Source organism: Streptomyces sp. Y7 (assembly GCF_043195415.1).
GTDB lineage: Bacteria > Actinomycetota > Actinomycetes > Streptomycetales > Streptomycetaceae > Streptomyces.
Map to the genome: position 1 here is coordinate 229,838 of NZ_JBIDDQ010000007.1, position 26,016 is coordinate 255,853.

Consider the following 26,016-nt stretch of genomic DNA (forward strand, 5'->3'; position numbering starts at 1 on the left):
CGCCATGGGCAGACGTCTGCTCGGTCACCGTTCGTCGCGTCCAACAGTACGTTCCATTCGCGCACGTCCACCGTCGCGCTGCCTGAGCGGACGACGGGACTCTCGCGATAGAGGTCCCGCACGTCTTCGAGAGAGTTGTGGAGCAGCACGGCCATCCCACCACGGCCGTCGACCTGCCCGTCGTCACCGCTTCCACCGCGACGTCCTGGCAGCGACACCGGAGCGCTCTTCAAGAGCTGACGTCTCCGATGTCTTCGCACCGTCAGTGGTTTTCTCGTTTCCCGGGCGGGCGACCATCTCCGTGATGGCAGACGCCGTCTGTTCGTCGTACGGCACCCACAGCTGAAGCCAGTGATCGGACTCGAACGAGTGACTCGCCTCCCCGACAAGGAGAACTTCGAGGGTGAAACGCAGGGTTCCCGCGTCGGGGTGGACGAGACGTCGGCTCTCCGCTTGCCGGAACGAGACCGGGTGGGTGGCCCATCTCCGAGCGAACTCGGGTACCGTGCCCAGGTCTTCGACGAGGTCACGGTAATCGTCGTCGGAACCCCAGTCCGGCTGGGCGGAGCGGAGCCAGCCGACCGTCTCGTCCGCGATGGCCGACCAGTCGTCTTCGGTGAAGATCCGGTGCGCCATGGGGTTCGTGAAGTGGTAGCGGAAGAAATTGGGCCGGTCTTCGTCCAGCACACCAAGCGGCCTCACCACTGTTTCCCAGGCGTGGTTCCAAGCCACCAGGTTGTAGATCGGCCCGAGCAGACAGGCCGGCGTGGGATCGAGGTGGTCCAGCAGCGCACGCACGGTGGAGCGGGGCTCCTCGCTGACCGGGTGGAGTGCCGGAAAGAGGGTGGCGCTGTGCCGTTTCATCGCCGGCATCACGAGGTGGCGCTTCTCGTCGTCGGAGAGCCGCAGCGCCTGCGCGAGCGCGGCGAGCATCCCGACGGAGGGATTGTTGTCCCTGCCGTGCTCCAGGCGTTCCAGGTACTCGACGCTCAGGCCGGCCAGCGTGGCGAGCTCCTCTGGCCTAAGTCCCGGCGTACGCCGCCGGCCGGAGACCGGCAGTCCCACCTGCTCCGGCCGCAGTCGCTCCCGACGCGAGCGCAGGAACCCGGCGAGCCCTCCTTCGTCGGTCGTCCCCTGTGATCCTTCATGGTCCGCACAGTGAGCGTCCTCAGCTGCCAGATCCGGCGTGGGTAGCGCACCCACCTCCTCAGGTGAAAAACCGACAACCTAGCCGCCAAAAAGTTGATGCAACAACATGCGCCCGGTGGAATTGCGCCGTTTCCCAGGGGCATGGCCCCGGCACGGCATCCGGCATCGCACCCCGAGAGGACGTCCCCCACGCACGGCATCCGTACGGGTGGGAGCAGCCGGCCAGGGAACAAGCTCAGGACCGGACGACCGGAAGGACGACGCGGGACGGCCGTGCGGTGTCGTGGGCGATGTCCTGGCGCGCCGGGCGGAAGTCCGTTCCGCTGTCGAGCGGTTCGCCGGTGTTGAGGTTGCGGTCCCAACGGGGGAAGTTGCTGGACGTGACGTGAACGCGCAGGCGGTGGCCGGCGCGAAAGACGTGACTGGTGGACCACAGGTCGACGATGTGCTCGGCGAACTCGCCCGGCGTGGTGTCCACCCGTACGATCCCGTCGGCCACGTTCAGAGACACACCCTCGGGGTCGACGTCGCAGAGCCGGACCACCCAGTCCGTCGACGGGGCGTCGCTCGCCGCGTGGACGAAGGCCCGGACCCGGCCGGTGACCTCCAGGTCCTCGGTCAAGGGCTCACTGGTGTACACGAGGACGTCCGTGCGGGCCTCCACACGGGCCTGGTCGAGTGGGCCCGGCCGGTACTCGCCGGCCATCAGGATCGCGCCGCCGGTCGTCGGCACGGGGTCGGCCGGGTCGTAGACGTAACTGTCAGCGCCTTCGCCGGCCTGGGGAGGATCGAAGGCGAGTGCGCCGTCCGCGCGCAGGAACAGGTCCGTGTCGACAGCGCGGGACAGCGGCCACTCCTGCTCCTCGCGCCACTCGTTCCTGCCCATCACGAAGAGCAGCACTGGAGGCAGCTCCGGCCCCGAGGGGGCGGCGTCGGGGGTGAGCCACTTGCGCAACCACGCGCTCTGCAGGGCGGCGAGCCCGCCGCGGAAACCGAGGAGGTCCGCGCTCGCGGCCATGCCGAAGTTGACGTCGCCGATCTGTCCGGTCTGGCCCGTGTGCGTCCAGGGACCCATGATCAGTGCCGCGGGGCGCCCCGCGGCACGGCTCTCGACGTAGTTGTCGAGCGTGCCCTGACTGAAGATGTCGTACCAGCCGCCCACGTTCAGGCTGGGCAGGTCAGCCTCCGCCTGCCGCCCCGCGACCCGGCAGGCGGCACTCCATTCCGGGTCCCGCCGCGCGTGTTCGAAACCGAGTTCCTGGATCCCGTGGCGCTGGAACGCGGGATGACGGCCGGCCGGAAGCTCCCAGTACACGGACCCGGCGGTTCGGTCCAGGTCGTGGACCAGCGCCCCCAGCGCCGGACCGAGAGCGGCCGGATCGTCGGCGTGCCGTTTCATCAGGGTGTCCAGGCCCTGCAGGAGCGACCAATGCACGGTGATCCCCAGTTCGATGGCTCCGCCGCGGGTGAAGAGCCCGTCCTCGGGTTCGGACCAGGTGATCTGCGGGGCGATGGCCTTCAGCTCCGGAGGCTTGGACAGCGCGGCCATCCACTGGGTGTTGCCGAGGTAGCTGCCCCCGATCATGCCGACCCGGCCGTTGGAGCCCGGGAGCGCGGCGGCCCAACGCACGGTGTCGTAGCCGTCGTTCTCCTCGTACGTCCATGGTTCCCACGCGCCTTCCGAGGCGAACCGGCCCCGCGTGTCCTGGATCACGACGATGAAGCCCGACCGGGCCAGACCGAGCGGATCGAGCATGGCGCTCATCATCGGGAAATTCTTCCCGTAGGGCAGACGCGCCAGCAGGACGGGGTACGGGCCGCCCGTGACGGGTCGGTGGACGTCGGCCCGCAGAACGGTGCCGTCACTCATGGTGGCAGGAACGTTGTACTCGACCGTCACATCCACTGTCGGTCTCCTTTGCCGCGCGGTTGATACGTCATCGGATATTGGCAGAGCAGCCTGCACCGGCGGCACCCCCGAACGGGGGGTATGCGGGTCACGGTGGGCAAGGGCTTTGCGGGGGTGCTGCCAACACCGCAGTGACCCGCCCCACAAGTGGTTGACCTGGCCCGAAGCGCTTCCTACAGTTCAGTTGATACATCAACCAACTGGTCAAGGGGTGTGACCAGGCTTCCCCCTCCTTGAAAGCCGACGATGCGAGACATGAACCATTGCGTAGATCAGATGCTGGACACGAAGCTCCTGCTCACCTCCGGCGGCCGGATCACTGTGCGGACTCGCTTGGTGTACGACACGCGCAACCCGTTTGCCGTGAGCCTCGTCTTCCATGCCGACACCGACAGCCCCACCCTGTGGGTGATGGCCCGTGACCTACTGGCACAGGGCCTGCGCCGGCCGAACGGGCAAGGCGATGTGCGCGTCTGGCCGACCGGCTCCGGGCTCGACGCGGAACTGAACTTGGTCCTCGCCTCCCCGCACGGCACCGCCAGACTCACCGCTCCGCACCAGGCAGTCGCGCGGTGGCTGGAGCACACTTATCGCCTGGTGCCCGCCGGTCGGGAGAGCGGCCACTTCGACCTGGAGAATGAACTCCGCCGACTGCTGCATGGCACCGCCTGACAAGAGGCGCCGCCCGATGCGGCGAGCTGCACGGTGGGCAGCAGGTTGTGTTGCCGGCACTGACCGACGGCTCCGCCGAGCACGACGGGCCTTGGAGCCGCTTGTCACAGCCGCACATGCGGACGACCGGCTCTGCGGCCGCCGTCCAGATCGGGCCGGGAGCGACGGCGTTGATGCGCGGGCCAGGGTCGGCGTACTCGTGCGCCGAGCAAGGCCGGCGCGGCAACTCAGCTCAGTGCCGACGCCGACGGCACAACCACCCCGTACAGGTCCGCGACCGTGGCGAGCGCGCTGTGGTGGACCTGTTCTGCGCTCACCTCCGCCACGGCGGTCCGTAGCGGACGGGTCGCGGAGGCGTCGGCGACGATCGTGGGGCGGTTGCCACGCAGGAACGCGCCCTGGGCGGTGAAGGCGACACACATGTGCGTCATGAACCCGGCGATGACGACGTCTTTGCGGCCGGCGGCGTCTACATGTTCACCGAGGTCGGTGTCGACGAACGCGTCGGGCACCTGCTTGACGACAAGCGTCTCCCCCTCGGCCGGGGCGACACGGGGGTGGTCCTGCCCGATCTCGGCCCGGATGTCGTACGGCGTGCCCGCGCCGCCGTCGTTGATGACATGGATGACCTTCGCGCCGGCGGTTCGGGCCCGGGCGAGGAGGTCAGCGGCAGCGTCCAACGCAGGCTCCCATCCCGCCAGTTCCATCACGCCGCGAGTGTAGGTGTTCTGGTAGTCGATCAGGATCAGCGTGGCGTCGGCCGGCGAGGCGGGCGTCTGGTCGAAGCCGTTGAATTCACGCAGAGTCGTCGTGTCCGTGGTATGACTCCACGCTAGGAGCCGCACACCAGGGCGAAAATGTCATGCAACTTGCAGAAACAGACATCAAGGCACCGGGCAACGAACGGGTGGGGTTCTTCATGAGTGCCGTCAATGAGCGGCTCATCGTCGTCGTCCTCTTCGACGGGGTCGAGCTGCTCGACGTCACCGGCCCCCCGGAGATGTTCGCCCTGCTGCGCCGGGAGGCGACCCACGACAAGCCGGGCTACCGGGTCGTCCTGGCCGCCGAGACCATGGACCCGGTCTCACCGGGGCCGGGGTGCGCGTCCTGCCCGACGCCACGTTCCGCGAGGTGGCCGGGCGCAGGATCGACACCCTGATGGTGCCCGGCTCGGTCGAGGTCGACGGCGAGCGGCGGGTGCACGCCCTCACCGACCCCACCGTCGTCGACCGGGTGAAGGAACTCGCCGGCCAGGCACGCCGCGTCGCGTCCGTCTGCGTGGGCGCACAACTCCTCGCCGCCGCCGGTCTGCTGGACGGCAAGCGCGCCACCACCGACTGGTCGACCGCGCAGCAGCTCGCTGCCGACCATCCGCACGTCGAGGTCGATGCCGACCCCATCTTCATCCGCGACGGCGACGTATGGACCGGAGCCGGCATCACCGCCTGCTCGATCTCTCGCTCGCCCTGGTCGCCGAGGACTTCTGCGAGGCGACGGCACTGCGCGTGGCCTGGCAGCTGGTGATGTATCTCAAACAACCCGGCGGACAGAGCCAGTTCAGCGTCCCCATCGAGCCCGTCTCCACCACGCGGCGCATGGCAGGCCTACGACATCACATCAGCCGCAATCTCACCGATCCCCTCACCCTCACCGACCTGGCCGAGTACGCCCATGTCAGCGAGCGGCAGCTCACCCGCATCTTCAAGGCCGAGCTCGGCACGACCCCCGCCGCCTACGTCGAGTCCGCCCGCGTCGAAGCGGCCCGCAACCGGCTCGAAACCACGGACGACACCTTGGAGCGGGTGGCGTCCGCGTGCGGTTTCGGCACCCTCGGGGCGTTCCGGCGCAGGCTCGACACCACACCGACGGAGTACCGCAGCCGCTTCCGGCACCTGGTGCAGACACGACCAGAAGAAGGCGCGGTGCGACCGATGCCTCGCGCGGACGAGGACGGACCACCGGCAACCCGACGCGCCGGTGACGGCTCCCGCGCGGTCGGCATACGCCCAGCCTCCGCATGTGTGTTGCCGGATCGGCAACACACATGGCGTGACCCGGACGCGATGCGCGACGGTGAGCCCATGACCGACCACATCACCGCAGGATCGCCCGCGTCCGATACGCCCACGTAGGCTCGCGCGCGCCGGATGGGACGTGACCGCGCTCGACGTCTCGGGGGTGGCTCTGGCACGAGCGGCCGAGCACGCGCGGGACGCCGGCGTCACCGTTCGCTGGGTACACGCGGCACTGACGGAAGCCGCCCTCGCCCCCGCCTCCACACGACAGCGGCTTCGACCCGGCCGACTACGTCTGGCTCTCGATGGTGGCCGCACTCCTCGACGACGGGTGGGAGGTGGAGGTGGACGAGCAGCGACCGCGCGTGGCACCCGACGGCGGTGCCGGCGCACACCACACCGACGACCTGGTACTGCGGGCCCGCCGCTTGCGCTGAGGGCGGCTCCCCGGCTCGCGCCGGTCCTGCGACGGTGTGGTCCGCATCGTGGTCACCCCGACGTGGGTGAAACTGATCGACTTCGAGACGCACCTGCCCGGAGAGATCTTTCGTCGGGCGGCTCGCTACCGCGACAGACCGGCTATGTCGTCGTCGCTCATGCTTCTGAGGACGAAGCGTTGGACCTTGCCACTGGGCGTCTTCGGAAGGCTGTCGACCACGTGCACTCGGCGCGGGTACGCGTGCACCCCGTACTGGCCGCGCACCAACGTTTTGAGCCGCTCCAGAAGTTGCGCGCCGCCGTCCTCGCCCGTGCGGAGCACGACGAACGCCTCCACGACTTCGCCACGGATCTCATCGGGGCGCCCGACGACGGCCGCCTCGGCCACCGCGGGATCCGTGGTGAGGATGCTTTCGATGTCGAAGGGGCCGATGCGGTAGCCCGCTGCGAGGATGACGTCGTCGTCGCGGGAGGCGAAGAAGAAGTTTCCGTCCTCCTCGCGTCCCACATCTCCGGTGAGATACCAGCTGCCGTCGGCCGTGAAGCGTTCCCGTGTACGTTCCGGTGCGTTCACGTATCCGGTGAACCACATCAGTGGGCTCCGGTCGGCCGAGATCGTGATCGCCTCGCCCGCTGTGCCGGCCACGAATCCCGGCAGGGCTTGGCCCATCGAGCCGGGACGTACTTCGCGCAGCAGCCGCGGGTCCCAGGCGTTGACAATCACCATGCCCTGCTCGGTCTGGCCGAAATGGTCCCGCACCTCCGCCCCGAGAGCATCCGGCGCCCACGAGGTGACGTCCGGGGTCAGCGGCTCGCCGGCCGAGGAGGCGACACGCAGGCGATGACTGTTCGCCAGCACCACTCCCCGCTGCTTGAGCGCCCGGTAGACGGTCGGCGCCGCCGCGAAGTTGGTGACGCCGACCGCGCTGATGACTTGTGCCGTGAGTTCCGCCGAGAACCCACTCGAGAGCAGCACGTTGGGCTGCCCCGTCGCGAGCGTGCCGACCACGCCGAAATACAGTCCGTAGGCCCATCCCGGGTCGGCGGCGTTCCAGAAGACATCGCCGGGGAGGAGATGAAGGCCGTAGCGCATGTAGGCCATGAACGCGGCGACGGCCCGTGCCGGTACTCCCACACCTTTGGGGGCACCGGTGGTTCCCGAGGTGTACAGCTGGATGAACAGACCGTCGGGCCCGACGGCCGCGCTGTTCTCGACCGGAGGATGCGACGCGACAAGGCCGTCCAGCTCGTCGCCCGCCTCGATCACGTCTACGCCGAGAGCGTCGACCTTCTCCCTCTGGCTCGGCTCGGTCACGACCAGCTTCGCCCCCGCGCCACGCACCCGCACACCGATGGCCGGTGCGGCGAAAGCCGTGAAGAGAGGTACATGGACGGCGCCGAGCCGCCACAGGGCAAGCAGGACCACGGGAAGCTCACGCCGCTTGCTCAGCAGCACCCCTACCCGGTCCCCCACACCGATCCCCCGCGCGTGGAGTGCGGCAGCGAGCCTGCGCGATGCGTCCGAGAGTTCGCCGAAGGTCAGGCGCCGGACCTCGAGCGCGCTGTCGACGAGGATGAATGCCGTGTCCTGCCTCGGATGCTCATCGCACAGGACCGAGGCCAGGCAGAGATCGGGCTGTTCGAATCGGCTGCGCAGGTTCTCGACCTCCTCCACGACGTCCGGCAGGTCGAGCCACGGTGCCGAGGCGAGCCGGGGGATTTCGCGGGAGCCTGGGGTGGCCGGCAGACCGGCCATGGGGTCGGACACTTCGCCTCCGTGGATGTCACCATGAACGGGGTCGCAGCACCCCCGCCGCCGAACAGTCGGCGGGTGAGCGCCGACCACAATGTCGCTGCCCCTTTGCACTGAGCCACACCCTCCAAAGAGGGGGGACGCTCTCATTGCACGCGGCTGGGACCTGCCTGAAGAATGGCTCCTGTCCGACGAAGGGGATCAACGGTGATCGCCAACGACCTCGCCCACCGGCTTGCCCGGGCAACCGAACGGGTCCGCAAGCAGACCGGCGTCTCCCTGGCCTTCGCCGGCCTCGTCACACCCTCCAACGGCCTCGCGCTCGGCAATTTCGCGGGCCCGATCCTGGGCGCCCTGCCCGGAGTGGTACTGCGGTACGACGAAGGACTGGGCGGTCGAGCGGTCGCCTCTCGCCGGCCGATGGCGGTGAACGACTACGTCTCCTGCGACCAGATCACCCACCGCTACGACCTGATCATCCGCGCCGAGAGCATCCGCTCCATCGCCGCCGTTCCCGTGGTCGTCGATCGCCGGCCCGTGGCTCTGCTGTACGGGGCCTTTCGCAGCGACGAGATCGTGGGCGACCGGATCCAGGACAGCCTCAAGGACGAAGCCCGCGTGCTGGAGCAGGAACTCGTCACCGTGGACGCGCTCCGCGGAAGCCACGAGGAACTGCACGCGGATCTCGGCAGCCTGCGGGGACGTGTTCGGGAGGCGTACAGCGAATTGCGGACTCTCGGCCGGCATGTCGCGGACCCCGAGGTGGAACGCGCGATCCGCAACATCGCGCAACGGCTCATCGAGCCCGGTACCAATGGTCAGCCGCTGGGCAACCTGACGGGACGGGAGCTCGACGTACTGGCTCTCGCATCCTCGGGACTGTCCAACAAGACGATCGCCGACCGTCTCGGGCTGACGCTCCACACCGTCAAGGGATACATGAAGTCCGCGATGTCCAAACTTCACGCCACGACCCGCGTCGAGGCCGTTGTGATCGCCCGCCGCGAGGGCCTGCTGCCCTGACCGATTCAGGCTCCGCGCCGACGCCGGCCGCGACGCATCCGACCAGCGCTCCCGAGCGGCGCCATCGCTCCCTGCCGGAGGTCAGTGCCCGGCCACGCCGCGGCGTACCCGTTCACAGCGCGCCGCCGGTCACTATCCCCACGCGTTTGTAGGTCCGCAGCAGCACGGCTGTCGCCACGCCGCGCAGACCTTCGAGTTCCGAGAAGACGCGGTCGGTGAAGGCGTAGAGGTCCTGTGTCGAGCGGTGGCTGGAGTAGCCGAGGATGTCCGCCCGACCGGTGGTCAGGACCAGGTGCCTGATGGCGGGTTCTTGCGCGAGACGGCGGACGGTCTTGTCGAGTGCGCGGTGTTTGACGGTGAGCTGGGAGCGGGCCTCGACGGGAAACCCGAGTGCCGCGGGCTCGATGTGCAGGCGCAGGTGGAGGATGTGCGACCGCATGAGGGGGGCGAGGTGGCGGCAAGCCGTGCTCTCCCCCACGCACAGTTCGTCGGCGAGTCTGGCCATCGGCGTGCGGGCGTCGCGCTCCAGCAGCCCGACCAGCCGGCGATCCAGGTCGTCCACGGTGAGCGGCGCCGGCAGGTCGGCGCCTTCGGCGAGCCGGCGGCGGACCGGGGTCGGCTCGTCGTCGTAGGGCCCAGTCGTTCGCGGTGAGGAGCAGCCTGAATACGACCGAGGAGTGGATGTCCACGACGCCGGGGATGCGGCCGATGGAGCCGTCGATCGCGGTCAGCAGCGCGTCGTGGTCGGGCAGGAGAAACTCGGCGAAGACTTCGGGGGCTCCCGTGGAGATCTCGACCGAGCGCGTGTCGGGTCGGGCGGCGAGGGCGGTGTCGCGCCGAGTGCCAGGGGCGCATCGCACGGCCAGTTCCACGGCGAGGCCTTCACTCAGGTGCTCGGGCAGGAGCGTCGCAACGGATAGGACCGTCCGCCCACATGGCCATGGCCATGGCCTGGGCCATCATGCCGCGCAGCTGCTCCCGCGAGTCGAGCACCCCACCGATGCCCAGGGTCGCGTCGAAGTAGCTGGAGCGGCCCGGGGCGAAGAACTCCATGAAGGCATCGAGTTCACGCCGGGTCTTGGTGCCGAACTAGCCGCTGAACAGGGCGGCGGCCTCCCCTGAGGCGTGGCTGGTGTCCACCACGTCCGGTGACGCGCCTTCGCCGGGGCTCAATGACCGTGCTCGTGTATCCATCACTCACCTATTTCACTCGGCCGACGACGGCCGAAGGGCCCGCGGGTCTGTTGACTCGCGGGCCTCTTGCTGCGGTGGTGCGGACTGTTCAGGCGAGGCCGAGGACGGCGGCGAGGGCGGCGCCCTTGGGGGTGGTCCAGTCGACGGCGAGTTCGGAGACGACCTGGGCGGTGGAGGTGATCACGGCGCCGGCCTGTTCCATGCGGCGCAGCGCGGCGTCGTCACCGATCTTGGTGAAGGAGGAGGAGGCGTCGGTGACGACCTGGACCTCGTAGCCCTCGTCCAGGAGCTGCAGGACGGGGAAGACCACGCAGACCTCGGTGGTGATGCCGGCGACGATGACCTTCTTGCGGCCCGTCGCGCGCACCGCGTTGGCGAAGTTCTCGTCGTGCATGGCGTTGACGATGCCGGCCCGCTTGATGCGGTCGGCGAACTCCTTGGGGGCGATCTCCTCCAGCTCCGGAAGCAGCGGGCCCTGGATGTTCTCCTCCATGCTGGAGGTCAGCACCAGCGGCATGTCGGTGTTCACGGCTATCTTCGCCAGGCTCAGCGCCGACTTCTTGACCTCCTCGACATCGTGGGAGTGGGTCCACGCGATGGTGCCGGTCTGGTGGTCGATGAGCAGCATCGCCGCGTTCTCGGGGGTGAAGACATCCTTGTGCATAATCCTTCTCCTGCTTCCTGGGGAGGTAAGGCGCCATTTCGTTGACGCATCACCTTTATACATGACGCATCAACAACCTGGCAAGCGTCTATGTCTAGACACGATGTCCAAGCGACTATCCGTCCTTCGTTCTCGCATGGGGAATCCGCAGACCTCGCCTGGTCAGCGCGTGATTCGCCTCCCTACTGTCGGACCAGACCCCTACAAGGAGGCAATGCATGCACGACGACCGGCCGGTACTCGTGGTGGGTGGCACCGGAGCACTGGGACGACAGGTGGTCTCCGCCCTGCTGCAGCGGGAGAAACGGGTACGGATGCTGGTCCGGCCGACCTCGTCGACCGCCGGTTTCGACACCGACCGGGTCGAGTTCGCGCAGGGCGACATGATGGACCCCGCCTCCCTGGTACGCGCAATGGACGGCGCCGACGCAGTCATCACCTCGGCCGCCGGCTACACCCGGCACACCAAGAGCGACAGCGCCGACATCGACACCGTCGGCAACCGCAACCTCGTCGACGCCGCCGCCGAGACCGGCATTCGGCGCTTCGTCCTCACCAGCATCCTCACCTGCGACCAGACACCCCAGGTGCCGCACTTCTGGCACAAGAAGCTCGTCGAGGACCGCCTCGCCGAACAGGGCGTCCCCTACGTGGCCCTCCGTCCCGGCGCCTTCCTGGAGACCGTCGCGCAGTTCGGCGACCCCTTCACCAAGGGCCGGATCGCCTACGCCGGGTCGCGCACCACGCCCATGACCTTCGTCCACACAGCCGACCTCGCGAGCTGTCTCGCCCGGGCGGTGGACGTCGACGGCATCGAGAACACGCACATCGACATTGGATGGGACCGTCCGGTCAGCGTGGCCGACATCGCCCGCATCGCCGGTGATCTGCTCGGCAAGCAGCTGCGCACCACCGTCATCCCCGGCGGCCCGCTCGTCGCGGTGGCGTCGCTCATCGGCTGGGCGAATCCACTGATCAGCGACATGGCCAAGATGGCTCGCTGGTTCCAGAGCGGCAACTACGTCGCCGACACCAGCCGCCAGCGCAAGGCGTTCGGCCCCCCGCCCACCGCGGAAGAGGCCATCGAGACGTATCTCCGCCTGCTCGGGCACCTGAACTGACCCGGCACCAGACATGCTCGAAGGATTCGAACACCGTTATGCCGAGGTGAACGGCACCCGGCTCCACTACGTCACAGGCGGCGAGGGCGAGCCACTGGTCCTCATGGACGGGTGGCCGCGCACCTGGTACGCCCTGCACGAGATCATGCCCGCGCTGGCCAGGCGCTTCACGGTCATCGCCGTCGACTACCGCGGCCAGGGCGACTCGGACAAGCCCGCGGGCGGCTACGACAAGAAGAACATGGCGAAGGACATCTTCGAGCTGGTCCGGAGCCTGGGCCACGAGCAGGTGAACATCGCCGGCGGTGACATCGGCGCGATGGTCGCCTACAGCTTCGCCGCCAACCACCCGCAGGCAACCAAGAAGGTGTGCCTGTGGGAAGCGGGACCCTTCTCGCGGCTGTGGCTGGATGTCCTCAAGGTCTTTCCCGGGCCCGGCGAGGCGAACCTGTGGTGGTATCCGCTGACCCAGACCGAGGGCCTGCCCGCCGAGCTGCTCGCGGGGCGCTTCCGGCACGTGGTCGACTGGGCGGCCGACCACCTCGCGATCCATCCGGACCGCATCAGCGAGGAGAGCCGCGCCGTCTACGCCGCCGCGTACGACTCCCCCGAGGCGGTGACCGCCGGCTTCCACGTGTACCGGACCTTCCACCAGGACGTGGCCGACAACGAGTCCTACCCGGCGCTGCAGATGCCGGTCCTGGTGCTCGGCGGGGTGTTCCTCGACTTCCTCAAGGCACTGATGGACGGTCGGGCCACCGACATCCGGTACGCCGGCTCCTCGGAGAGTGGTCACTACATGGCGGAGGAGGATCCGCACTTCCTCGCCGGCGAACTGGAGAAGTTCTTCGGCTGACCTTCCCCGCGCAGCCCCACGAGAGCCGCCGCACCGCGTCCGACCTGCTTCGTCACAGGCCGGGCCGGGTGCGGCGGCTCTCGCCGCACGACCTAGACGGCATGGTTGATGCATCCTCTTGTTTATTGACAGGCGACAATTTAAGTTCTAGCTTCGGGCATGTCCGGTAGCCGTGCCACCCTCCGAAGGAGCCGTCATGACCGCTGCCCAAGCCCCCCGTTCGACACACGACATCCCCTCGGCGTTCGCCTATTTCAGGAACGAGGCCACCTCTGCGGGACGAACGGCCGCCCAGAAGATCGGCCGGTTCGTCAAGGGCGGTCTCGCGCTGCCCGAGGAGACCCTGCGGGCGATGGGAGGCGACCGTGCCCGCGGTGACGCGGTCTCCGACGCCTACATCGACACGGCCTTCGCCGAGGGCCACGCGGGCAAGGTCCGCAAGATGGTCGTGCAGGCACTCGACGACGGCATCGACAGCGTCGACGAGGCTCCCGCGGGGCTCAAGGCGCTCTTCGCGCACCTCGACACCGAGCCGGACTGGCTCGAATGGGACCGTGTCGAGCGCGGCGCCCGTCTCTTCCGCCGCTACGGCACGGACGCCTTCTTCTACTTCGGCGTGACGACCTTCGAGGGCTACCGCTTCGAGCACATCCAGAAGCCGCTCGCCCTGACCGGCGCCTACACCGGCGGCTCGGCCTTCGGCCGGTTCCTGGAGACCTGCCGGTTCTGGACGGACGTGTCCGAACCCGGCGCCCTGCGCCAGGGCGGCGCGGGCCGCAAGGCCGCCGTGATGGTGCGGATCATGCACTCGATGATCCGGCACACGATCGGGCCCCACGAGGAGTGGGACGGGGAGCGGTTCGGTGTGCCGCTGAACCAGTACGACCAGTTCACCACGGTCTCGCTGTCCTTCACCCTCAGCCAGCACATGAAGCTGCTCGGCCACCAGATCAGTGACGAAGAAGCCCTCGACCACATGCACTTCTGGCGCTACGTCGGCTATCTCATGGGCGTGGAACCGGCGTTCTACCCCGAGACCGTCGAGGACTGGTGGCGTGCCGTGTACGTCATCTCGATCGGCGCGGACCACAACGACGGAGCCGACAGCCGCATGCTGAGCCAGTCGTTCATCGACGCCTTCGCCCCGGGCCCCGAGGACCAGGGCGCCGAGCGCACGGCCAAGGAGCGCGAGTACCGCAAGGCACTGGCCTATGCCGGCTTCTTCCTGCCCGCCGCCACCCTGGAGGTGACCGGCGTTCCGCAGCCCGGGGTGCTGCGGTGGCAGCCGCTGACGCGCCTCGTGCCCAACCTGGTGACATCCGCCGCCCGACGCGCCGTGCCCGGCTTCGCGGCCACGCTCGACGTGCGCCGGCGGCAGTCCCGCGCCGCCTGGATGAGCCACCACACCGGCGGCCGTCCCGCCGCGTTCACCCCCGTCGAGAGGCTGGCCCGATGAGCATCCACGTCACCGCGGCGGTCGCCCGCGCCGATCGCGACGACTTCGCCGTGGAAGACCTGACACTGCAGGAGCCGCGTGCGGACGAGGTGTTGGTCCGCTTCACGGCCGCCGGTCTGTGCCACACCGACCTGGAGGTGCTCGCCGGTCGGCTGCCCACTCCGCGTCCCGTCGTGGCGGGCCATGAGGGGGTGGGTGTGGTGGAGGCCGTCGGGTCCGCCGTCACCGGCCTCGCCCCCGGTGACAAGGTCGTCGCCGGCCTGGACTCCTGCGGCACTTGCCGCAACTGCCTTGCCGGGCAACCGGCTTACTGCCCGCAGCACGGCGCGCTGAACTTCGCCGCGCAGCGGCCCGACGGCACGGTCGGCCTGACCGACGCCGACGGCCGCCCGGTGCACGACCACTTCTTCAACCAGTCCTCCTTCGCCAACTGGGGCCTGGCCCACGCACGCGGACTGGTCCGGGTGGACGCCGACCTCGACGACACGATCCTCGCCCCGCTGGGCTGCGGTGTCGTCACCGGCGCGGGTGCCGTATGGAACGCGCTGCGGGTCCAACCGGGCAGCACCGTCGCGGTCTTCGGCGCGGGAGCCGTCGGGCTGAGCGCGGTCATGGCGGCGAGGGCGTCCGGTGCAGCGCGGATCATCGCCGTGGAGCTACACGCCGAACGGCTCACCCTGGCAGCCGAGTTGGGTGCCACCGACGGCATCGACGCGTCCTCCGCGGACTCGGTGCGCGAGATCCTCTCCCTGACCTCCGGCGAGGGCGTGGACCACGCCGTCGAGTGCACCGGCCGCCCGGAGGTCATGGCGAGCGCCGTGCAGGCGCTGGCCGCCCTGGGCAGCGCCGCCATCCTCGGCGTCGCCGGACTCGACGCCGACGTACGGGCGAACGCCTTCGAGCTCCTCAAGGGGCGCACTGTCATCGGTTCGGTGATGGGGCATCAGGCCACGGGTGGCCTCATCCCCCGCATCCTCGATCTGTACCGCCAGGGCCGATTCCCCCTCGAACGGCTGGTGCGCACCTATCCCTTGGCGGACATCAACACCGCCGTCGCCGACTCCCGGGCCGGCAAGACCGTCAAGGCCGTGCTGACACACACCCACTGATCCCACCTCACCGGCGACGGAGCCGTAGGAGTTCTCATGTCCCCTGTCGTTCTTCCCCACACCGTCCACGGGTCGGGCCCGCACCGGGTCATCGCCCTGCACGGCTGGTTCGGCGACCGCACGAGCTACCGGCCGCTGCTGGAGTACGCCGACACCGGCCGTTTCACCTATGCCACCGTGGACTACCGCGGCTACGGCGAGGCCCGGCACCTGGAGGGCCACTACACGACCGCCGACATCGCCACGGACGTCCTGGCCGTGGCCGATCACCTCGGCTGGGAGACCTTCTCGCTCATCGGCCACTCGATGGGTGGCAAGGCCGCGCAACACGTGCTCGCCCTCGCACCCCGGCGCGTGCACGCCCTCGTCGGTATCTCCCCCGTCCCCGCGTCCGGCACCGGCTTCGACGCCGATCAGTGGGCGTTCTTCAGCAGCGCCGTCGACGACCCCGCCGTACGCCGTGCGATCGTCAGCCGCACCACCGGCGACCGGCTTCCCGCCGCCTGGCTCGACGCCACCGTCCGGTACTCGCAGGCCTGCTCCACGGAGGAGGCCTTCAGCGGGTACCTCAGGGACTGGGCGGGCACCGACTTCCACGCCCAGGTGAAGGACAATCCGGTCCCGGCCCTCGCCGTCGCCGGAGCCCACGACCCCGAGCTGTCGGCAGAGGTCATGCGTGCCACCTGGATGACCTGGTTCCCCAACAGCACCCTGCACGTGCTCCAGGAGGCAGGCCATTACGGGATGGACGAGACTCCGCTCGCCCTGCTGGCGGTGGTGGAGGAGTTCCTCACCACTGCCGAGACCTCGGCGAACTGAGAGCCGTGCACCCGTGCCGGCGCAGGAATCCGTGTCAGGGCCGCCCCGTACGATGAAGCCCATGGTCAAGACCACCCGCCCGAGAGGCCGCCCGCCGAAGGACGCGGACCCGGCGCCCATGGAGGACGTCCTTCAGGCTGCCCTGCACTCCTTCGCCACCCACGGCTTCAACGGCGTGTCGGTGCGCACCCTCAACCGTGAACTCGGCGTGAGCCACAACCTGCTGCACCAGCGGTACGGCTCGAAGGAAGCCGTCTGGCGGGCGGCGGTGGACTGGGGCTTCGGCCGGCTGGTGGCGAGGCTGCTCGCCGCGGACGACGAAGCGGCCCCGCCGTTGGAGCGGTTGCGGGCGTTCATCAGGACCTTCGTCGAGGTGGCCGCCGACCACCCCGAGCTGCTGCGCCTGATGAACATCGAAGGCGCGGAGGCCGGCGAGCGGCTCGACTACATCGCCGAGCACTACATCGAACCGCAGATCGCCCGCTTCGAGGGCTTGTGGAGCGAGCTCGCCGAACGCGGCGAGGTCAAACCCGTTCCCCCCGAGGTGATCTACTTCCTGATCACCTCGGGGGGCGGTTCGATGTTCGCCGGCAGAGCCCTGACCGAACGGCTCTTCAGCAGCAGGCCGCTGGATCCGGGGCACCGTGCCGAGTACACCGACCAGTTCACCGATCTGCTGATGAGGGCCGTGACCGAAGGCTGAGCCGGCCGGCGTCAGTTCGCCAGGTAACCGCCGTCGACGGGCAGGACGACTCCGTTGACGAAGCTCGCCTCCGGCGAGCACAACCAGGTCACGGCTGCGGCGACCTCGCCGCTCCGCCCGAACCGCTTCTGGGCGGTGCGGTCCACGATGGCGCGCATGGCGTCGGCGGGCATCGCCGCGGTCATGTCGGTGGCGATCGGGCCGGGTGCGACAGCGTTCACGCGCAGGCCCTGGGCGGCGTACTCGTGCGCCGCGCTGCGGGTCAAACCGGCCACTCCGTGCTTGGCTGCGGAGTACGCGGCCTTGCCCGCGCTGCCTACCTGCGCCCAGATGGACGCGGTGTTGACGATGCAGCCGCCGGTCTTCAGCAGCTCCGGGATCTCGTACCGCATGCACAGGAACGTGCCGGTGAGGTTGACCCCGATCACCCGCTGCCAGTCCGCGACTGACAGGTCGGCGGTGAGGCCGGTCGAGGACACACCCGCGTTGTTGAAGGCGAAGTCGAGGCGCCCGAAGCGCCTGGTGGTGAAGCGGATCGCCGCCTCGACGGAGTCGGGGTCGGCCACGTCGGCCTGCACATAGGCCGCCTCCCCTCCCCGTTCCGCCAGCTCCGCGAGCAGGCCGCTCGGCTCCGGGAGGGCGTCGCACAGTACGACCTGCGCGCCGCTGTCCGCGAAGGCCTCGGCGGTGGCCCGGCCGATGCCGCGGGCCGCTCCGGTCACGAACGCGACCTGTCCGCTGAAGTTCATGAGCGCTCCCACATCGAGACGACCCTGTCCTCGGCCACGGGCGAGTCCGCTGCGGTGACCACCGGGGAGGTGACGCTGCCGAGCCAACCGAAGAAGAACGCCGCGGGCACGGAGACCAGGCCCGGGGTCTGGTACGGATACCAACTGAAGTCGACCCCCGGCCACAGCGCGAACGAGGTCCCGGAGACAGTGGGCGAGAACAGCGTGAGCGTGGTGCAGAGCAGCAGTCCCGCGTGGACCGACCACAGCAGTCCCCGGCGGCTGAACCTGCGCCAGAAGAAGGAGTACACCAGCGCGGGGAAGATGCACGACGCGGCGACGCTCATCGAGAAGGTGGCCAGGAACTCCATCGGGAACCGGTGGGTCGCGGCCGCCAGGGACAGACCCGCGATCCCTACGACGAACACCGCCCCGCGGACCGTATGCACCGCACGCACCTCCGCGCCACGCGAGCGCAGGCTCCGGCCACGGGCCCGGGCGTCGTGGGCGAGAGAGACGGCGGCGGCGAAGGTCACGCTGGTCACCGTGGTGAGCACGGCGACGAACACGACACACGCCACCGCGGTGATGAGCACGGCCCGCCCGCCCGAGCCGTCCCGCAGTACGCCCGAGGCGAGTGAGATGAGCGACGACTGCCCGGAGGCGTCGACCGCTCCGATGCCGGAGCCGCCCACCACCGCCGCCGCCGCGAAGCCGGCCGCGATCAGCAGCAGGAAGAAGCCTCCGAGGACACCCACCGCCACAGCCATGGAGCGGCGCGCCGCGTCGCCGGAACGTGAGGCGTTCAGCCGCAGGATCAGATGGGGCATCACCGCCGCGCCCAGGATCACGACGATGTGGTTGCCCAGGGTGTTCAACGGCCCGAACTGCTCGGTGTACGGCCAGAGTCCCGGGCTGAGGTAATCCTCCGGGGCCACACTCTTGTCCACCGCGGCGGCGAGGAGTCGTCCGGGTTCCCAGGAGAACTTCCGCAGCGTCAGCAGGGCGATCGCCGCGAGCGTCACCAGTGTGAGCGGCACCTTGACGACATGCAGGAAGCTGGTCGCGCGCAGGCCTCCGAGGGCGGCGAAACAGATGACCAGGCCGCCCATGAGGACCGTGCACACCACCTGCGTTCCCCTCGTCGGCAGGCCGATGAGCAGGGCCGTGCTGATGCCGGCGGCCCGCAGCTGGACGATCAGGATGGGGAGGGTGATGGCCAGCGTCACCAGGTTCGCGGCGACGCGGGCCCCGGGCCCCTCGGCGCGTACGGCGAACAGGTCGCCCAGCGTGTAACGGCCGCTTTCCCGCAGCCGCTTCGCGAGGAACAGTGCCACCCCGAGCGTCAGCAGACTGTCGACGACGAACGGGACTCCGTCGTAGCCGAACAGGGCGATGACCCCGGAGACCCCCAGCAGGGTGATCACCGAGATGTGCTCGCCGGCCATGGCCATGCCGTTGAACACCGGGGACAGCGAGCGGTTGGCGACGTAGAACTGCTCCGCGGTCTCGTCCTCCGCCGAGGAGAGCATGAAGATCCACAGGAGCGCCACACCGATGAAGACCAGGAAGGCGATGAGCACCGGGCCCCTGGCGTCCGAACCGACCGGGTCGAGCGTGCCCGAACCCAGGATGTGCGAGGTCACCGGTTCACCGCCGGGTGCCGGGCCTCGTACGCCCAGGCGGTGGCGACGAACAGGCCGCACTGCAGGACGCTCCACAGGATGCCCAGGGTGAGGTTCCCGGAGACGGACACCGCCGGAATGTCCGTGAAGGTGGACAACACGATGCCTGCGGCCAGCGGCACCGCGTTGACGACTATGTATGCGCGATCGGCGGGACCGGGGCGAGCGGGTGGAGCGGGGCGGATCTGGGGGTCCACAGAGGGCCTCCGGGCGGTGAGGGTGGGTGGGGGCGGCGGACGTGGGGACGTCCGCCGCCTGTGCATCACCGGTAACTCTCAGTGCGTCGCCCCTCGACCGGTAGCCGGGTCGGGCCTCATTCCGCGATACAGAAACCCGTGACCGGATGGAGGCTCACGGTGACGGACGCTGTGACCATCGTCACCGTTCTGTTCACACCGGCGACACATGTCGCCAGAAGGGGGCAGTGATGAGCCGCTCAGCACCGCCCATCCTCGCGCTGCACGACGTGACGGTCACGTATCTCGGCGGCGCCGTCACGGCTGTCCGCGAGGTCTCCTTGGAGGTGCCGCGGGGCACGACGGTCGCGCTGCTCGGAGCCAACGGCGCCGGCAAGACGACGACCGTCCGGGCGATCACGAACCTGGTCGGTTACCACGGAGGCCGGATGACCGGCCGGATCGAGTACGACGGTGCGCGCGTCGACGGTCTCTCCCCGTCGCGGCTGCCGGGCCTGGGCGTGGCCCATGTCATGGAGAACCGCCGGGTGTTCGCCGCGCTCAGCGTGGCGGACAATCTGCTCGCCGGCGGGCACACGCTCAAATCGCGCAAGGACCGACTCGCCGCGCTGGCAAGGGTGTTGGAGCTGTTCCCGCGCCTGGCGGAACGACAAGGCCAGAAGGCCGGATACCTCTCGGGCGGCGAGCAGCAGATGCTCGCCATCGGGCGCGCCCTGATGCAGTCGCCCCGCCTGCTGCTGCTCGACGAGCCCTCGCTCGGGCTCGCGCCCCGGATCGTCGGCCAGATCACCGACGTACTGCGGGAGATCAACCGGCAGGGAACCAGCATCCTGCTCATCGAGCAGAACACCGCGCTGGCCCTGGACATCGCCTCGTACGGCTATGTGCTGGAGCAGGGCAGGGTCGCCGCCGAGGGAACCGCCGGACAGCTGCGCGACGACCCCGACCTGCAGGCGCTCTATCTCGGCGGCTCGGTGGCGGAGCGGGTCGGGGACGAACTCGCCGCGACGAAGGCGGAGTTGTCATGACGGCGGGCATGCTGGACGTGTCCGGTCTCACGGTCCGCTTCGGTGGCCTCACGGCGCTCGACGACGTGACGTTCGAGGCACGCACCGGCGAGCTGCTCGCGATCATCGGCCCCAACGGCGCCGGCAAGAGCTCGCTGTTCAACGCGCTGACCGGGGTCTACCCGGCCACGGGTTCGGCGACCGTCGAGGGAGCGGAGCTGATCGGGTGCACGCCGCCGGCGATCGCCCGACGCGGCGTCGCGCGGACGTTCCAGAACCTCGGCCTCTTCGACAGCCTCGACGTCATGTCCAACCTGCTCATCGGCCGGCACACGCGCATGCGCGGCGGTGTTCTGAGCGGTGCTCTCTGGCTCGGTCGCGCCCGGCGCGAGGACCGTGTCGCCCGGGAGGAACTGGGCGGGTTGCTCGACAGCCTCGATCTCGCCCGGTACCGCCACCAGGTGGTGGGGACACTGCCGTACGGCGTCAGGAAGCAGGTCGATCTGGCCCGCGCCCTGGCCGCCGAGCCCCGGCTGCTCCTGCTGGACGAGCCGGTGGCCGGGCTGAACACGGCGGAGTCGGAGCGGCTCGTCGAGCAGCTCGTGCGGCTCCGGCGCGAGCGGGACATGACAATCCTGCTGGTGGAGCACGACATGCCGCTCGTCATGAGCGTCGCCGACCGGGTCGCCGTCCTCGACTTCGGCCGTCTCGTCACCGTCGGCACGCCCGACCAGGTGCAGAAGGACGAGCGGGTCGTCGCCGCCTACCTCGGTGAGCGCCGAGAGGCGGACGCGGCTCCGGCCGCCTCCGTCCCGGCGAGCAAGGAGATATGACGATGCCCGACCTGTCCAACTTCGCCCAGCTCACCGTCTCCGGTATCGCGCTCGGCTGTCTCTACGCGCTGGTGGCGCTCGGATTCGTCATCGTCCTCAAATCCAGTTCGGTACTGAACATGGTCCAGGGCAGTTTCGTGCTCCTGGGCGCCTACCTGACCTATCAGGTGCACGTGACCTGGGGCGCTCCCTTCGCGGTCGCCGTCGGTGCCGCGGTGGTGGGGGTCGCCCTGCTCGGCGTGGTCACGGAGGTGACGATCGTCCGTCGTATCCCCCACCGCGCCGAGTTCAGCACGGTGATGGTCACCCTCGGACTGCTGGTGGTCGTCCAGACCCTGGTCGCCGCGGTCTGGGGCTACGACCCGCTCAACATGGGCGACCCCTGGGGGCTGTCGACGGTGGACCTGGGCGGGACGACCCTGTCGACCCTTCACCTGACGGTGATCGGGGCGTCCGTTATCGTCCTGCTCCTCTTCGCGGCCCTGTTCCGCTGGACGCGGGTGGGCCTGGCGATGCGGGCCGCCTCCGCCGACCGCGAGGCCGCGATCGCCCAGGGCATCAGCCCAGGGCTGGTCCTCGGTATCTCGTGGCTGCTCGCCGGATCGGTCGGCGCCCTCGCCGGGGTCGCGCTCGGTTCGGCCGCGCAGGGCGGACTGCGGATCACGATCGACCTGGTCGCGCTGGCCGCGCTGCCGGCCGTGATCTTCGGCGGTCTCGACTCCCTCGCGGGTGCCGTCATCGGCAGCCTGGTGATCGGGCTGGCCCAGTTGTACGCCGCCGGTTACGCGCCGGACTGGGCGGGCGCGGGCTTCCCCTCGGTGATGCCCTACGTCGTCATGATCGTCGTTCTGCTCGTCCGCCCCCGTGGTCTCTTCGGAAGTCAGGAGGTGCGTCGGGCATGAGCGCGATCGCCACCGTGCTGGGCCGTTCCCCGTCGGCCGACCCGGTCGTCACCCGTGAGCTGCGGCTCACGGCCACCCGATGGCATTCCCTCGGTGCCGTGGCCCTGTGGGCGTCCGCCGTGCTGCTCCCCCTGTCGGTGGGCAGCGACCTGTGGCTGACGGTACTGGTCTACGCCGGGGTCGCCACCATCGCCGTCGCGGGGCTGAACCTCCTGCAGGGCATCGCCGGCGAACTCTCCCTCGGGCACGCGGTCTTCGTGGCCGTGGGTGCCTACGCGGCGTACTTCGTGGGCGACACCCATGGACAGCCGCTGCTGGTCTGGCTGCTCGCGGCCGCCGCGGCCGGCGGCGTGGTGGGCGCCCTGGTGGCGCCGGTCGCGCTGCGGATCCGTGGCCCCTACCTGATCGTCGTGACCCTGGGTCTGCTGTTCACCGGCACTTATGTCTTCGACAACTGGCGCGGCGTCACGGGCGGATCCGGCGGGAGCGTCGTCGATCTGCCACTGGCGATCGGGCCGTTGGACTTCTCGGCGCTGACTCTCGGCTCCACGGTCTACAGCCGCGCCCAGGGCCTGGCGGTCCTCTCCTGGCTGATCGCGGGGGCCGCTCTGGTGATCGTCAAGAACATCTCCCGCAGCCGTTCCGGGCGGGCGATGCTGGCGATGCGCGACAACGACCTGGCCGCCGAGGTCGTCGGAGTGAGCCTGTTCCGTGCCAAGGCCGGGGCCTTCGTGGTCTCCAGCATGCTCGCCGGTCTGGCCGGCGGACTGTTCGTCGCGCAACTGCAGTTCGTGCTGCCGTCGTCGTTCAACCTCGACCTGTCCGTGCAGTACCTGGCCATGCTCGTCATCGGCGGCACGGCCCGCACCTTCGGCCCCGTGGTCGGAGCCCTCGTGGTCGGCGCACTCCCCCAGTTGGTGACCGAGTACGGCGAGCACTTCTTCTTCGTGAAGTCCACCGCGCTGGAGGCGGGCTTCGGCATCACCGTCGCCCAGTTCAGCGTCCTCAGCTACGGCGGGCTGCTGGTCCTCTTCCTCATCTTCGAACCCGACGGCTTCGCCGGCCTCGCACAGCGGCTGCGACGACGGCTGCGCCGCCCGGACAAGGCGTCCTCACCTTCTTCGACGCCGTAGGTCCCCACTCCCCCAAGTCCCCAAGTCCCCGTCCCCGTCCCCGTCCCCGCACGGGGTTCGGGCCTCCGCGACCGCGCAGGCCCGAACCCCGGACCTCGGCCTGCCCTGCCACGGCCGGGGAGACCCACCGCAAGAAGGAGTTCGCGTGAAAAGAAGAACCCTCGGCGTCGTCCTCGCGACAGCCTGTCTCTCCCTCTCCGCCTGTGCCGGTCAGGACACCGCTGACGCGGGTTCGCTGACCGCGGACGGGCCCGGCTACGACGCCGCGAGCAAGACCATCACGGTCGGCGCGCTCCTGCCGCTGTCCGGCCCCCAGGCGAGCCCGGACATCCTCAAGGGGCTGGAGGTCTACGTCAAAGCCCTCAATGAACGGGGCGGCCTGGACGGCGGATACAAGCTGAAGGTCGACGCTCTGGACAGCCGGTACGACGTGCCCACCGCGCTCAAGCAGTACGCCGGCGCGAAGGACGACGTCACGATGTACTCGGTGGTGCTCGGCGGACCCGTCGTCTCCGGGCTGACGCCGCAACTCGCCAAGGACCACATGGTCGCCCAGCCGATCGCCGGCGACCCGGCCCTCGTCCATGTGCCGAACATCGCGCCCGTCCAGACGCCCTACGTCTACGGCGTGGTGAACGGGGCCGACTACGTCTACAAGCACATGAACGGCGAGAACAAGAAGTGGTGTGCCGCCAACCAGGACGACATCACCGGTCAGACGTACGCGGCCGGCGCGGAGTACGCCTCGCGGAAGCTCGGCTTCAAGATCTCCAAGGTCGTCGACTTCACAGTGGGCGAGGCAGACATGACCGGTCAGGTCCAGCAGCTGGAGCAGGCCGGCTGCCAGATCGTCTTTTACAACGGCGTGGCCGGAGCGAGCGCGGCCGCGGCCACCGCCGCCGACCAGATCGGCTATGAGCCGACCTGGATCACCCAGATCCCGTCCTGGGTCACGCCGTACGCGAAGTCGCCCATCGTCGACTACATGGCGAAGAACTGGCTCATGGTGCTGGTGGGCAACGTCCCCTGGGACGACAAGTCGGCGGGCCAGAGCCGGCTGCGCGCGGACATGGCCAAGTACCTTCCGGACGCTCCTCCCACCCACCACCTGCAGTGGGGCTACAGCTACGGCATGGCGACCGCGCAGATCCTCGATCAGGCCATCGCCGACGGCGACCTCAGCCACGCGGGCATCGAGAAGGCGATCACCGAGATCGACAAGCTGACCTTCGACGGGGTCATCCCCGACTACAGCTACGGCGCCCCCAAGGACCGCAAGCCGTCCAGCACGGTCACCGTCGCCCGCGTCGACGTCGACGCGCCCGGCTACTTCAGGACCGTGGAGGCCGGATACGACAGCGAGATCGCCCGGCAGTACCTGCGGTAGCGCAGACCGCGACGGCCGCTCTCGCCGCGGCGGCGCGGGCCCTTCGTTCGGCGCGGACGGGGGCCCGGCGGAGGATTTAATGACTGGATCACGGCCTGGAGGCCCATGTGAGAATCGGAATGCTCCTGAGCTACAGCGACGGTTTCCAGGACTGCGTGCGAAGACTCGGCGACTTCGAGAAGGCCGGCCTGGACATCGTCTTCGTCCCCGAGGCGTACTCCTTCGACGCGGTGAGCCAACTCGGATTCATCGCCGCCCGGACCGAGCGACTGGAGATCGCCTCCGGAATCCTGCAGCTGTACACCCGCACCCCCAGCCTGGTCGCGATGACGGCGGCGGGCCTGGACTATGTGTCGGACGGCCGCTTCACCTTGGGGATCGGCGCATCGGGTCCCCAGGTGATCGAGGGCTTTCACGGGGTCCCCTACGACGCCCCGCTGACCCGTACCCGTGAACTCGTCGACATCTGCCGCATGGTGTGGCGCCGTGATCCGGTGGTGTACGAGGGCGCCAAGTACACCGTGCCCCTGCCCGCGGACCGGGGTACCGGCCTGGGCAAGCCGCTCAAGCTCATCAACCACCCGGTGCGTAAGCGCATCCCGGTGGTACTGGCAGCCATCGGGCCGAAGAACGTGGCGCTCGCCGCCGAGATCGCCGAGGGCTGGAAACCCGTCTTCTTCCACCCCGAGAAGGCGGCCGAGGTCTGGGGCCCCGCGCTGGCGGAAGGCACCGCGCAGCGCGACCCGGCCCTCGGTCCGCTCGACATCGTGGCGGAAGCACCGCTGGCCATCGGCGACGACACCGCGGACCTGCTCGACCTGGCCCGCCCCCGTCTCGCCCTGTACATCGGCGGCATGGGCGCTCCCGGCAAGAACTTCTACAACAACCTGTGCCGCCGCTACGGCTTCGAGAAGGAGGCCGCCGAGATCCAGGACCTCTATCTGTCGGGCAGGAAGCGCGAGGCCGAGGCCGCGGTCCCCCTCGAACTGCTGCGGGCGACCTCACTGGTCGGGCCGGAGTCCCTGGTGGCCGAACGGCTCGCGGCCTATCGCGCGGCGGGTGTGACGACGCTGAACATCCAGCCGGTCTCCCCCGACACGAACCGGCAGCTCGCCGATGTCGCGAGACTGCGGGCACTGACCGGAGACTCGGGCGGGAGCGGACGGCGTCCTTGACGTGAACCCGAGACCGCCGTCAGCCAAACCGAAAGGCCCGCGCATCCACTGGGGATCCGCGGGCCTTTCGGTTGCAGCAGACGTGATG

General features: G+C 69.3%; 24 protein-coding genes and 2 pseudogenes. 16 read left to right on the forward strand and 10 right to left on the reverse strand.

All coding sequences use genetic code 11. The annotated features are described in order from the left end of the window. Positions 1-183 precede the first annotated feature (183 nt). Together ACGFW6_RS20500 and ACGFW6_RS20505 are read right to left on the reverse strand one after the other, a co-directional pair. Positions 184-1,179 (reverse strand): helix-turn-helix domain-containing protein, encoded by a 996-nt coding sequence (locus ACGFW6_RS20500; RefSeq protein WP_393511936.1) that lies wholly within the window; start codon positions 1,177-1,179, stop codon positions 184-186. A gap of 205 nt (positions 1,180-1,384) precedes the next feature. Beyond that, positions 1,385-3,019 carry a CocE/NonD family hydrolase gene (locus ACGFW6_RS20505; RefSeq protein WP_393511512.1) on the reverse strand — a complete coding sequence of 545 codons (1,635 nt, stop codon included), beginning with the start codon at positions 3,017-3,019 and terminating at the stop codon, positions 1,385-1,387. A gap of 315 nt (positions 3,020-3,334) precedes the next feature. Between ACGFW6_RS20505 and ACGFW6_RS20510 the strand changes: the two genes are divergently transcribed. Continuing rightward, on the forward strand, positions 3,335-3,730 hold the full coding sequence (locus ACGFW6_RS20510; RefSeq protein WP_393511515.1) for an SsgA family sporulation/cell division regulator: 396 nt from the start codon (positions 3,335-3,337) through the stop codon (positions 3,728-3,730). A 227-nt stretch (positions 3,731-3,957) separates the two neighbouring features. On the opposite strand, the gene ACGFW6_RS20515 is transcribed toward ACGFW6_RS20510, so the two are convergent. Next, the gene (locus ACGFW6_RS20515; protein WP_393511518.1) at positions 3,958-4,575 is read right to left on the reverse strand and encodes an isochorismatase family protein; all 618 of its coding nucleotides are present in this window, start codon (positions 4,573-4,575) and stop codon (positions 3,958-3,960) included. Positions 4,576-4,649: 74 nt separating this feature from the next. On the opposite strand from ACGFW6_RS20515, the pseudogene ACGFW6_RS20520 reads away from it, so the two are divergent. Both ACGFW6_RS20520 and ACGFW6_RS20525 read left to right on the forward strand, forming a co-directional pair. Continuing rightward, positions 4,650-5,862 (forward strand): annotated as a pseudogene (locus tag ACGFW6_RS20520) (GlxA family transcriptional regulator). 1 nt (position 5,863) lies between these two features. Continuing rightward, a pseudogene (locus ACGFW6_RS20525) lies at positions 5,864-6,182 on the forward strand (class I SAM-dependent methyltransferase); the annotation flags it as partial. 125 nt (positions 6,183-6,307) lie between these two features. On the opposite strand, the gene ACGFW6_RS20530 reads toward ACGFW6_RS20525, so the two are convergent. Beyond that, entirely contained in the window at positions 6,308-7,939 is a 1,632-nt protein-coding gene (locus ACGFW6_RS20530; protein ID WP_393511521.1) for an AMP-binding protein, read from the reverse strand. 204 nt (positions 7,940-8,143) lie between these two features. Here ACGFW6_RS20530 and ACGFW6_RS20535 point away from each other — a divergent pair, with 204 nt between their 5' ends. Beyond that, positions 8,144-8,959: a response regulator transcription factor gene (locus tag ACGFW6_RS20535; RefSeq protein ID WP_393511524.1), complete on the forward strand. Its 816-nt coding sequence runs from the start codon at positions 8,144-8,146 to the stop codon at positions 8,957-8,959. A gap of 112 nt (positions 8,960-9,071) precedes the next feature. Here ACGFW6_RS20535 and ACGFW6_RS20540 read toward each other — a convergent pair whose 3' ends face one another. The 3 genes from ACGFW6_RS20540 to ACGFW6_RS20550 all read right to left on the reverse strand — a co-directional run bounded on the left by ACGFW6_RS20540 (position 9,072) and on the right by ACGFW6_RS20550 (position 10,817). Then, entirely contained in the window at positions 9,072-9,521 is a 450-nt protein-coding gene (locus tag ACGFW6_RS20540) for an Lrp/AsnC family transcriptional regulator (protein WP_393511527.1), read from the reverse strand. A gap of 320 nt (positions 9,522-9,841) precedes the next feature. Continuing rightward, positions 9,842-10,012, reverse strand: coding sequence for a hypothetical protein (locus ACGFW6_RS20545; protein ID WP_393511530.1), 171 nt, complete (start codon positions 10,010-10,012; stop codon positions 9,842-9,844). Positions 10,013-10,241: 229 nt separating this feature from the next. Continuing rightward, on the reverse strand, positions 10,242-10,817 hold the full coding sequence (locus ACGFW6_RS20550; RefSeq protein ID WP_393511534.1) for an isochorismatase family protein: 576 nt from the start codon (positions 10,815-10,817) through the stop codon (positions 10,242-10,244). 218 nt (positions 10,818-11,035) lie between these two features. Between ACGFW6_RS20550 and ACGFW6_RS20555 the strand changes: the two genes are divergently transcribed. The 6 genes from ACGFW6_RS20555 to ACGFW6_RS20580 all read left to right on the forward strand — a co-directional run bounded on the left by ACGFW6_RS20555 (position 11,036) and on the right by ACGFW6_RS20580 (position 16,881). After that, on the forward strand, positions 11,036-11,938 hold the full coding sequence (locus ACGFW6_RS20555) for an SDR family oxidoreductase (protein WP_393511536.1): 903 nt from the start codon (positions 11,036-11,038) through the stop codon (positions 11,936-11,938). A 13-nt stretch (positions 11,939-11,951) separates the two neighbouring features. After that, positions 11,952-12,794 (forward strand): alpha/beta fold hydrolase, encoded by an 843-nt coding sequence (locus tag ACGFW6_RS20560; protein ID WP_393511539.1) that lies wholly within the window; start codon positions 11,952-11,954, stop codon positions 12,792-12,794. A gap of 196 nt (positions 12,795-12,990) precedes the next feature. Further along, a complete protein-coding gene (locus ACGFW6_RS20565; RefSeq protein WP_393511542.1) occupies positions 12,991-14,250 on the forward strand; it encodes an oxygenase MpaB family protein in 1,260 nt (419 codons plus the stop codon). Further along, on the forward strand, positions 14,247-15,359 hold the full coding sequence (locus tag ACGFW6_RS20570) for an NAD(P)-dependent alcohol dehydrogenase (RefSeq protein WP_393511545.1): 1,113 nt from the start codon (positions 14,247-14,249) through the stop codon (positions 15,357-15,359). The genes ACGFW6_RS20565 and ACGFW6_RS20570 overlap by 4 nt, the downstream gene beginning before the upstream one ends. Before the next feature lie 36 nt (positions 15,360-15,395). Beyond that, positions 15,396-16,178 (forward strand): alpha/beta fold hydrolase, encoded by a 783-nt coding sequence (locus ACGFW6_RS20575; RefSeq protein ID WP_393511548.1) that lies wholly within the window; start codon positions 15,396-15,398, stop codon positions 16,176-16,178. 61 nt (positions 16,179-16,239) lie between these two features. Then, positions 16,240-16,881, forward strand: a complete 642-nt coding sequence (locus tag ACGFW6_RS20580; RefSeq protein ID WP_393511551.1) for a TetR/AcrR family transcriptional regulator — start codon at positions 16,240-16,242, stop codon at positions 16,879-16,881. Between the two features lie 11 nt (positions 16,882-16,892). Here ACGFW6_RS20580 and ACGFW6_RS20585 read toward each other — a convergent pair whose 3' ends face one another. Genes ACGFW6_RS20585 through ACGFW6_RS20595 form a run of 3 tightly spaced genes read right to left on the reverse strand, consistent with a single transcriptional unit; the run spans position 16,893 to position 19,416 of the window. Further along, on the reverse strand, positions 16,893-17,630 hold the full coding sequence (locus ACGFW6_RS20585; RefSeq protein WP_393511554.1) for an SDR family NAD(P)-dependent oxidoreductase: 738 nt from the start codon (positions 17,628-17,630) through the stop codon (positions 16,893-16,895). Continuing rightward, positions 17,627-19,255 carry a transporter gene (locus ACGFW6_RS20590; RefSeq protein ID WP_393511557.1) on the reverse strand — a complete coding sequence of 543 codons (1,629 nt, stop codon included), beginning with the start codon at positions 19,253-19,255 and terminating at the stop codon, positions 17,627-17,629. The genes ACGFW6_RS20585 and ACGFW6_RS20590 overlap by 4 nt, the downstream gene beginning before the upstream one ends. Continuing rightward, the gene (locus ACGFW6_RS20595; RefSeq protein ID WP_393511560.1) at positions 19,252-19,416 is read right to left on the reverse strand and encodes a hypothetical protein; all 165 of its coding nucleotides are present in this window, start codon (positions 19,414-19,416) and stop codon (positions 19,252-19,254) included. Before ACGFW6_RS20595 ends, ACGFW6_RS20590 begins: the two co-directional genes overlap by 4 nt. A 305-nt stretch (positions 19,417-19,721) precedes the next feature. Here ACGFW6_RS20595 and ACGFW6_RS20600 point away from each other — a divergent pair, with 305 nt between their 5' ends. The 6 genes from ACGFW6_RS20600 to ACGFW6_RS20625 all read left to right on the forward strand — a co-directional run bounded on the left by ACGFW6_RS20600 (position 19,722) and on the right by ACGFW6_RS20625 (position 25,928). Continuing rightward, on the forward strand, positions 19,722-20,519 hold the full coding sequence (locus ACGFW6_RS20600; protein WP_393511563.1) for an ABC transporter ATP-binding protein: 798 nt from the start codon (positions 19,722-19,724) through the stop codon (positions 20,517-20,519). Next, on the forward strand, positions 20,516-21,331 hold the full coding sequence (locus ACGFW6_RS20605) for an ABC transporter ATP-binding protein (protein WP_393511566.1): 816 nt from the start codon (positions 20,516-20,518) through the stop codon (positions 21,329-21,331). The genes ACGFW6_RS20600 and ACGFW6_RS20605 overlap by 4 nt, the downstream gene beginning before the upstream one ends. Beyond that, entirely contained in the window at positions 21,328-22,233 is a 906-nt protein-coding gene (locus ACGFW6_RS20610) for a branched-chain amino acid ABC transporter permease (RefSeq protein WP_393511569.1), read from the forward strand. The genes ACGFW6_RS20605 and ACGFW6_RS20610 overlap by 4 nt, the downstream gene beginning before the upstream one ends. Beyond that, on the forward strand, positions 22,230-23,366 hold the full coding sequence (locus ACGFW6_RS20615) for a branched-chain amino acid ABC transporter permease (protein ID WP_393511572.1): 1,137 nt from the start codon (positions 22,230-22,232) through the stop codon (positions 23,364-23,366). The genes ACGFW6_RS20610 and ACGFW6_RS20615 overlap by 4 nt, the downstream gene beginning before the upstream one ends. Before the next feature lie 145 nt (positions 23,367-23,511). Continuing rightward, positions 23,512-24,753: an ABC transporter substrate-binding protein gene (locus ACGFW6_RS20620; RefSeq protein WP_393511575.1), complete on the forward strand. Its 1,242-nt coding sequence runs from the start codon at positions 23,512-23,514 to the stop codon at positions 24,751-24,753. A gap of 107 nt (positions 24,754-24,860) precedes the next feature. Further along, entirely contained in the window at positions 24,861-25,928 is a 1,068-nt protein-coding gene (locus ACGFW6_RS20625) for an LLM class F420-dependent oxidoreductase (protein WP_393511578.1), read from the forward strand. Positions 25,929-26,016 lie beyond the last annotated feature (88 nt).